This is a genomic window from Luteibacter sp. 621, from assembly GCF_050435445.1.
GTDB lineage: Bacteria > Pseudomonadota > Gammaproteobacteria > Xanthomonadales > Rhodanobacteraceae > Luteibacter.
The window spans coordinates 1-7629 of sequence record NZ_JBNDKI010000038.1 but is presented as its reverse complement, the minus strand read 5'-3'; the positions used below and the strand labels follow the sequence as shown (position 1 = coordinate 7629).

Annotated in this window: 10 protein-coding genes; 4 read left to right on the top strand and 6 right to left on the bottom strand. The window is 63.8% G+C overall.

The features are described from left to right. Positions 1 to 157 precede the first annotated feature (157 nt). On the bottom strand, positions 158 to 997 hold the full coding sequence (locus ABIE56_RS22435; RefSeq protein ID WP_429246034.1) for an SDR family oxidoreductase: 840 nt from the start codon (positions 995 to 997) through the stop codon (positions 158 to 160). Positions 998 to 1166: 169 nt separating this feature from the next. On the opposite strand from ABIE56_RS22435, the gene ABIE56_RS22430 reads away from it, so the two are divergent. After that, complete coding sequence (locus ABIE56_RS22430; protein WP_429246033.1) at positions 1167 to 2048, top strand: AraC family transcriptional regulator; 882 nt, start codon at positions 1167 to 1169, stop codon at positions 2046 to 2048. 5 nt (positions 2049 to 2053) lie between these two features. Here ABIE56_RS22430 and ABIE56_RS22425 read toward each other — a convergent pair whose 3' ends face one another. After that, complete coding sequence (locus ABIE56_RS22425; protein WP_429246032.1) at positions 2054 to 2695, bottom strand: TetR family transcriptional regulator; 642 nt, start codon at positions 2693 to 2695, stop codon at positions 2054 to 2056. Positions 2696 to 2779: 84 nt separating this feature from the next. Here ABIE56_RS22425 and ABIE56_RS22420 point away from each other — a divergent pair, with 84 nt between their 5' ends. Then, the gene (locus ABIE56_RS22420; protein WP_429246031.1) at positions 2780 to 3445 is read left to right on the top strand and encodes an O-methyltransferase; all 666 of its coding nucleotides are present in this window, start codon (positions 2780 to 2782) and stop codon (positions 3443 to 3445) included. 54 nt (positions 3446 to 3499) lie between these two features. After that, a complete protein-coding gene (locus ABIE56_RS22415) occupies positions 3500 to 3949 on the top strand; it encodes a PaaI family thioesterase (RefSeq protein WP_429246030.1) in 450 nt (149 codons plus the stop codon). On the opposite strand, the gene ABIE56_RS22410 is transcribed toward ABIE56_RS22415, so the two are convergent. Then, positions 3946 to 4584: a glutathione S-transferase family protein gene (locus tag ABIE56_RS22410; RefSeq protein ID WP_429246029.1), complete on the bottom strand. Its 639-nt coding sequence runs from the start codon at positions 4582 to 4584 to the stop codon at positions 3946 to 3948. The genes ABIE56_RS22415 and ABIE56_RS22410 overlap by 4 nt on opposite strands. A gap of 49 nt (positions 4585 to 4633) precedes the next feature. Continuing rightward, positions 4634 to 5350 (bottom strand): SDR family NAD(P)-dependent oxidoreductase, encoded by a 717-nt coding sequence (locus ABIE56_RS22405; RefSeq protein WP_429246028.1) that lies wholly within the window; start codon positions 5348 to 5350, stop codon positions 4634 to 4636. Positions 5351 to 5479: 129 nt separating this feature from the next. Here ABIE56_RS22405 and ABIE56_RS22400 point away from each other — a divergent pair, with 129 nt between their 5' ends. Continuing rightward, positions 5480 to 6403 carry a LysR family transcriptional regulator gene (locus ABIE56_RS22400; protein WP_429246027.1) on the top strand — a complete coding sequence of 308 codons (924 nt, stop codon included), beginning with the start codon at positions 5480 to 5482 and terminating at the stop codon, positions 6401 to 6403. On the opposite strand, the gene map is transcribed toward ABIE56_RS22400, so the two are convergent. After that, positions 6381 to 7187: a type I methionyl aminopeptidase gene (gene map / locus ABIE56_RS22395; protein ID WP_429246026.1), complete on the bottom strand. Its 807-nt coding sequence runs from the start codon at positions 7185 to 7187 to the stop codon at positions 6381 to 6383. The genes ABIE56_RS22400 and map overlap by 23 nt on opposite strands. After that, on the bottom strand, positions 7184 to 7396 hold the full coding sequence (locus tag ABIE56_RS22390) for a ParD-like family protein (protein WP_429246025.1): 213 nt from the start codon (positions 7394 to 7396) through the stop codon (positions 7184 to 7186). The genes map and ABIE56_RS22390 overlap by 4 nt, the downstream gene beginning before the upstream one ends. Positions 7397 to 7629 lie beyond the last annotated feature (233 nt).

The window sequence follows — 7629 nt, the reverse complement described above, 5'->3', positions numbered from 1 at the left end:
CTGTGCATCTTATTGGTATAACCCATATCCACCCCTGTGGGCGCGCGCGTGCGCGCTATCTCTTTTCGCGTGGGGGCGGGGGGGGGGGGTGTTGGGGGGTCCCCCACCCCCCCCCCCCCCCGCTCCTACAAAAGCCGTATGGACCGAACAGAGCGGATCAGCTGGGGAAGTCGGTGCTGGTCGAGATGTCCTTCACCGCTTCGAAGTTGGCCCGCAGTTCGTCGAGTCGATCGGTAAGGAACGTGTAGGCATCCGAACCGAGTGGCAGGCGTAGCGGCGGGTTTTGTGCATCGGCCGCCTGGATAATCGCGGCGGCACCGCGAGCCGGATCGCCTGGCTGCGTCCCGGTGTACTCCTTGGCCTGGCGGCGGCGCGCGCCCGCGGTCGCGTCGTAATCATCGATAACCGTCTTCGATTCGATCACCGAACGGCCGGCCCAATCGGTTCGGAAGCGACCCGGCTCGACAATGATGACCTTGATACCCAGCGGCCCCACTTCCTTCGAAAGTGACTCGGAGAAGCCTTCCACCGCCCACTTGGTAGCGTGGTAGTAGCCGGTGGCGGGGAAAGCGACCAGGCCGCCGATCGATGAAACGTTGATGATGCGACCGCTGCGACGTGTACGCATGCCCGGCAGCACGTGGCGGGTGAGCGAGATGAGCCCGAACACGTTCGTCTCAAACTGCCGGCGAATCTCTGCATCCTCGCCTTCCTCAATCGCCGAGAAATAGCCGTAGCCAGCATTGTTCACGAGCACGTCGATCTGCCCGAAACGAGCTTCGGCATCCGCGACCGCCTTGCGGATCGCCTGCTCACTCGTTACGTCGAGCGCAAGCGCGAGGGCATGATCAGGGTACTTCGCAGCGATGTCCTGCACCTGCCCGGGGTTTCGGGCGGTCAGTACCACGCGCTCGCCGCGGGCGAGCACCTGTTCGGCGAGCTCACGGCCAAAGCCGGTGGAGCAGCCGGTGATGAACCAGATCTTCGAATCGGACATGGGGATTCCTGTTCGGGGTGAGAGAGCCCGGCCACTTGCCGGCACTCCGAAAGGATGAGCCCGCAGGCGTGAAGCCTCTACGCCGATGCTGCCGGTGTTTTGCACGATCCTGCCAAAGTGACCCTTCGGGTGTTCAGCTATGTCGCCTGAAGGGTCCATAATGGCTGCCATGAAAACGATGCTTGAACGCATGTGTGAGGCCGTGGAGCGCCATGCTGCGCACCCCAGGCAGGAAACCGCCCTGCCCGGACTCACCCTGTACCGCGTCAACCATGCGGCGCACCCATCGCACGTGTTCTACCGCCCGCGCATGGTAGTGATCCTGCGAGGCAGCAAGACCATCGCCGCGGGCGAAGCACCCTTCCTGGCCGATACCTCCACCTTCCTGCTGGTCACCGTCGATTTGCCGGTGTGCGCCCAGGTGTTCCTCGATGACGAAGGTCGCCCGCACCTGGCGTTCTCGCTCGATATCGATCGCGGCGCGCTGGCCGAAGCGATGGCTCGCTTGCCAGTGACAGAAACGAAGGCCACCGTGCCGGCCGGCGTGGCGACGGCGCCGATGACTCCTGAGCTGCTCGAACCGTTCTCGCGCCTGCTTGATCTGCTGGATCGCCCCAGCGACATCCCATTCGTCGCACCGCTGATCGTGCAGGAGATTTACTACAGGCTGTTTCGAAGCGGCCTGGGCGAGCCGTTGCGTCAGCTGGCCTTGAGCGGCTCGCACGTGGCGCAGATTGGCCGCGCAACACAGTGGATCAAGGCGAACTACACCGCACCGATGTCGGTTGAGTCGCTGGCGGATGTCGCAGGGATGAGCGTCACCTCGTTCCACCGCCACTTCAAGGCGATCACGCTGATGACGCCCGTGCAGTACCGCACAAGACTGCGGCTGCAGGAAGCGCGAAAGATGCTGCTGGCCGAACCCCGATCCGCAGGTGCCGTGGCCGCGAACGTGGGCTACGACAGCCAATCGCAGTTCACCCGGGATTACAAACGCATGTTTGGTGCGCCGCCGGCGGCGGATGCGGCGCGAACCGCGGGCCTGCCCTGAGGCGCTTACGTCGGGTGCTTTGCCTGACGTTCGCGGAGCCATGCGCAGAACATATCGCCCATCGCCTCACTGAACGCGTGTATTTCTTCCGGCTCGCGCGGGCTCGATGAAAAATCCTTTCCGACGCCGCTAAGCGTGGCGACGACGAGGCGTACCGCCATGCTGCGCGTATCGTCCGTTGCCTCCGGCAGCGCCTCGCGCATGAACGTATGGAACGCGCGCTCACCCGAGGCCTTTGCCTCGCGCGCTTCCGGCGCATCGCGATAGAGGGGCGCGGCATCATCAAGCGCCACGCGCATGCCGGCCTCATCGCACTCGGAAATGATGAAAGCATGCACCAGCCGGCGCAGGCGTTCCAGCGGCGGCCGCCCATCATCGGCGAGTGTCTCGGCCAGCATGCCGCTGGTCTGGCGCCATTCGTCGCTTTGCAGGCGGAACAGGATGGCGGCCTTGTTCGGGAAGTACTGGTAGACCGAGCCAACGCTCACCCCAGCCCGCTCAGCGACCCGTGCCGTGGTGAACCTTGCGGCGCCTTCCTTCGCCAAAACCTGAGCCGCCGCCTGCAGGATGGCAGAAACCAGCTCGGTCGAACGTGCCTGTTTAGGTTGCTTTCGCGAGGAAATCGGTGGGTTTTGCGGGTTGTTCATGGATGCCCCGGTAATGCGAATAGAAAACCTGACGGATTCGTCACATTCTAATCCTGCGCTCATTCACTGCAACCGGAGACCCCCATGACCACCCTTACCACCGCTCCCCTGGCCGGCCTGATCGGCCGCCTGTTCGATGAAGCCGACAAGGTCACGTGGGCGGATAACCCCGCCATCGCCAACCTTTCGCAGGACGACCACGCCCGCCTGATGCAGAGCAAGACCGAGTACCTCGGCTTCTACGGCGCCCTTAAGGACATGCCCCTGCCGGTATCGCGCGAGACAGGCGCATTGCTCTACATGCTCGCTCGCAGCAGCCGTGCACGCAGCATCGTCGAGTTCGGCACGTCGTTCGGCATCTCCACCCTGCACCTCGCCGCGGCGCTGCGCGACAACGGTGGCGGTACGCTGATCACCAGTGAGTTCGAGCCATCGAAGGTCGTCCGCGCGCGTGAAAACCTCACCGCCGGCGGCGTAATGGACCTGGTTGAGATTCGCGAAGGCGACGCACTGAAGACCTTCGCGACGAACCTGCCCGAGAGCATCGACCTGGTCTTGCTCGATGGCGCGAAGGCGCTGTATCCGGAAATACTCGCGCTACTTGAAGCGCGGCTTCGCCCGGGCGCACTGATCATTGCCGATAACGCCGATTACAGTCCCGAGTACATGGCCCGTGTGCGTAGCGCGGGCAGCGGTTACCTTTCGGTGCCGTTCTCGGACGATGTCGAGCTGTCGATGCGGTTGGGTTGATGGGTGTGGCCGACATTCCTATTATGGTCGTACGTTAATCAGTACGGGCATCCTATGAACATCGTCGGCCAACTCCCTCCCGGCCTTACCGGCCTGGAACAGCTGCTCAAGCTTATCGACATGGGCGGCCGCGCGCCCATCGGCGAGACCATGGATATCACCCTGGTCGAAGCCGCCGATGGGTACGCGGTGTTCGAGGGCATGCCATCCCTTCGCGTGTACAACCCGATCGGCATGGTCCACGGCGGGTTTGCGGCCACGCTGCTGGATTCCGCCTGCGGCTGCGCCGTGCATTCGAAGCTCTCGCCCACGCAGGCGTACACGACACTGGAACTGAAGACCGCCTACCACAAGGCCATCACCGGGGACACCGGCCTCATGCGTGCGGAAGGCCGCGTACTGACCATGGGCCGCCGCGTGGCGTTTACCGAGGCGACACTGAAGGATGCCGCCGGGAAGCTCTACGCCTCGGCCACGTCGACCCTGCTGGTGATGGAGCGTTAGTCCGCCGCGGCGAAATGCGCCATCTGGTCAGCGCGTGCCTTAAGGAACGATGGTCGCGCCGTCGCTCGCAATACATAGTCCTGGCAGGCCGGGTATGCCTCCAGTCCATCAAAGCGATCGACCAGGCGAAGCACGTCGGCCATCAGGATATCGGCGACCGAGAAGTCGCCGGCCAGCCACTCGCGCTCCGTCAGCACCTTCTCCATGTGGCCCAGGCGCAGTTGCAGGAAACCATCGAGCTTCTGCCATGCGGTTGATTCGCGATTCTCGTCGGAGAACGCCAGGATGGACCACGGCACGCTGGCCATCTCCACCGAGTTGAGTGCGGCGAACACCCACTCCAGGACCTCAACGCGGCCACGCTCGTTGTTCGGCATGAGCACATCGCTGCGGCTGGCGATGTGCATCAGGATGGCCCCGCTCTCGAACAGGGAAATATCGCCATCGGTAATCCATGGCACCTGGCCGAACGGCTGGTGGGCGAAGTGATCGGGGCCGCGTTCCTTGAAGGGCACGCCGCGTACTTCATACGGCAGCCCGGCCTCTTCGAGTGCCCAGCGCACGCGCAGGTCACGTACGTAGCCGCGCGGGGGTTCAGGCACCCAGTCGAAGGTACTGAGGATCAGGTTGGCCACCGCGCACCTCCAGTCGTCCCAAAGATGACTGGAGGGTACTCCAAGGGCGTTACCAGGGGACTATCTCGCCGTTTCGCTCCAGGTACTCGAGACCCGGGCGGCCTTGCTTGGCCAGTAGCGTATCGACAATGTCCGGGACGGTCTCTTCCATCGTGAACGGCGCATCGTCACCACCCAGGCCGGTGCGAATCCAGCCGGGTGCCATCAACAGAAGCGCCCGCGGGGTGCCGGCCTGGCGGGCGGCGTAGCTGCGCATGTACTGGTTCAGGGCGGCCTTGCTACCGCGATAGACCTCGCGCCCACCACGCGCGTTGTTGGCGATGCTGCCCTGCCCTGACGACATGACGCCGATGAGGCCATCAGCGATAACCAGATCCTGCAGGCCCCCGATGACGCGCATGGGACTCAGTGCATTGGTGACCATGACATGCACGAATTCGTCAGTGGTCACTTCGTTGATGGTCTCCGAGGGGTTCTCGTTGGTGGTGCCGGCGTTGACGAACAGGATGTCGAAGCGCTTTCCCGCGAGACGCTGGCGCACAGCGCCAATCTCTTCCGGCCGCGTGATGTCGAGGTGCTCTATGGTCAGCTGATCGGGGTAGCTCGCCATCAGCGCGTGCAATGGTGTGCTTGCGCCGGCGCGGACCGTACCGGTCACCTGCCAGCCACGCGTGAGCAGTTCTTCGGCCATGGCGTGGCCGAGGCCACGTGAGGCGCCCACGAGCAGGATGGCGCGGTGGGAGGGGGCGTTTCGGGACATGGTCATGGCGGTAACCCTTGGTCGGCATGGGGTATGCCTCAGTCTGGTGGCGCCCCATCAGTTGCACCAGACGCGTGTGATGCAATACTCGATTGCATCCGACGCCATGGAAGGCCCACCCCCGAGCGCGCGCCCATGCCTGATATCGACCTGAACCTCATCACCCCACTGGATACGTTGCTTACCGAGCGCAGCGTGATCGCTGCGGCGAAGAAGCTGGGATTGAGCACGTCGGCCATGAGCCGCACGCTGGCCCGGCTGCGCGCCGCCACGGGCGATCCCTTGCTAGTGCCGGCGGGGCGTGCGCTGGTCCCCACCCCTTACGCGGAAGCCATGGCAGAGCGGGTCCACGAAATCGCACGTGAGGCCCGGGCCGTGTTGCAACCCACGGCAAATGTGCTCGACCTCGCCACGCTGGAGCGCACATTCGTCATTCGCGCCAATGACGGGTTCATCGACCTGGCGGCTGGCGCGCTCACGATCGCAGTTGGCCAAGCGGCGCCCGGCGTGCGCCTGCAGTTTGTGCCGAAGCCCGACAAGGACGCCCACCCCCTTCGCGAAGGCATGATCGATCTTGAAATTGGCGTGCTCGGTATGACGGCACCGGAGTTGCGCGCTCGCCTGCTGTTCACGGATCGCTTCGTGGGCATTTGTCGACGCGGCCACCCTGCCATGGCCGGCGGCAGCATGACGACGGCGCGGTACGCCACCTGCCGCCATGTCGTCGTGTCGCGCAAGCGACAATGGACCGGTCCGGTAGATACGGCACTCGAGAAACTGGGCTTGTTTCGCACGGTGAGCCTGGTGGTACCCAGCCACGCAAACGCGATGCGCATTGCTTGCGAGTCCGACTTGATCGGCCTGGTACCGTTTTCGTGCCTTGGCGGCGGGTCGAACCGCCACGGCTGGCAGGCGGCCGGCCTTACCCATTTCGACCTGCCGGTCCAGACGCCGGGCATCAGGGTCTCACTGATCTGGCACCCGCGGCACCAGGCGGATCCTGCGCATCAATGGTTGCGCGACACCGTCTTCGACGTTACGCGTTCGCTGACGCCATGAGTGGCGTCGTATCGAGGGTGCACAGCGGCACTTCGCCCGGCCGCAGGGTCAGCACCCGGACCCCATGCGGCGTGACGGCTACGGTGTGCTCAAACTGCGCCGAAAGTCTTCCATCGCGCGTATAGACCGGCCACTCATCCGGCCGCGAGAGGATCGCGGCGCGCCCTTCGTTGAGCATCGGCTCGATCGTAAACACCATGCCTTCGCGCAACACCATGCCGGTACCGGGCCGGCCGTAATGCAGGATCTGCGGGTCTTCGTGCATCTCGCGGCCAATGCCGTGGCCGCAGTATTCCTTCACCACACTGTAGCCATGGGTGCGCGCATGGCGCGAAATGGCATCGCCGATATCGCCCAGCCGGGCACCAGGTTTTACCGCAGCGATGCCTTTCCACATGGCTTCGTAAGTGGCCCTGACCAGCCTGCGCGCTGCATAAGGCACCTCGCCCACCAGATAAGTCGTACTGGAATCGGCGATGTAGCCGTTCTTCTCGAGAGTGATATCCAGGTTCACGATCTGACCGCTGCGCAGCACATCGTCCGCTGATGGCATGCCGTGGCAGACGACGTTATCGACCGACGCGTTGAGTACGTAGGGAAAATCGTACTGCCCCTTGCTCGCCGGCCGCGCATGCAATTCGTCGACGATCATGCGCTCGACCACGTCGTTGAGCTGCATGGTGCTGCGGCCAACCATGTCGAGCCCGTCAAGGCGATGGAACACACCGGCCAGCAGGCGCCCCGCCTCCGCCATCAAGGCGATTTCTTCGGGCTGCTTGATCACTCGCGTGCCATGCGCAGCGCCTGCGGTTCAACACCGGCTTCGCGAAGCTCTTGCGCCACCAGCTCCTGGAAGCTGCGCGACGGGTTGAGTTCGCAGAGCATGCCGATACGGATCCAGAAGTTCGTCTGCGCGTTGATGGAACGGCCCGTCACCGAGCAGGCCCGGCGGATCTGGTCGTGCGTTTCGTCGTCGATGTTTACGATACCCATATACGAATCATATATGTTTCGTATATTCCACGGCAACAGGGCGCGTTTCCCGGGCGAAACAATAGGCTCCTGTAGGAGTGCGCTTGCGCGCGATGGAATCTGCGGTAACGCCCATCGCGCGCAAGCGCGCTCCTACAGGGGTGTCGTGGTCAAGTCTTTCTAGACACCCGATAGGGTGGTTTATCGCGCCGCCTGTAGCTCGTGGATGGCTGGCGGGACCTGTCCGTTGGTCG

What these genes read in the sequence shown, in the direction of transcription:
- ABIE56_RS22420 (WP_429246031.1), top strand. Translation starts at nt 2,780, where the DNA reads ATGACCACCCTTACCACCGCTCCCCTGGCCGGCCTGATCGGCCGCCTG.
- ABIE56_RS22400 (WP_429246027.1), top strand. Translation starts at nt 5,480, where the DNA reads ATGCCTGATATCGACCTGAACCTCATCACCCCACTGGATACGTTGCTT.
- ABIE56_RS22415 (WP_429246030.1), top strand. Translation starts at nt 3,500, where the DNA reads ATGAACATCGTCGGCCAACTCCCTCCCGGCCTTACCGGCCTGGAACAG.
- ABIE56_RS22425 (WP_429246032.1), bottom strand. Translation starts at nt 2,695, where the DNA reads ATGAACAACCCGCAAAACCCACCGATTTCCTCGCGAAAGCAACCTAAA.
- ABIE56_RS22390 (WP_429246025.1), bottom strand. Translation starts at nt 7,396, where the DNA reads ATGGGTATCGTAAACATCGACGACGAAACGCACGACCAGATCCGCCGG.
- ABIE56_RS22430 (WP_429246033.1), top strand. Translation starts at nt 1,167, where the DNA reads ATGAAAACGATGCTTGAACGCATGTGTGAGGCCGTGGAGCGCCATGCT.
- ABIE56_RS22405 (WP_429246028.1), bottom strand. Translation starts at nt 5,350, where the DNA reads ATGACCATGTCCCGAAACGCCCCCTCCCACCGCGCCATCCTGCTCGTG.
- ABIE56_RS22435 (WP_429246034.1), bottom strand. Translation starts at nt 997, where the DNA reads ATGTCCGATTCGAAGATCTGGTTCATCACCGGCTGCTCCACCGGCTTT.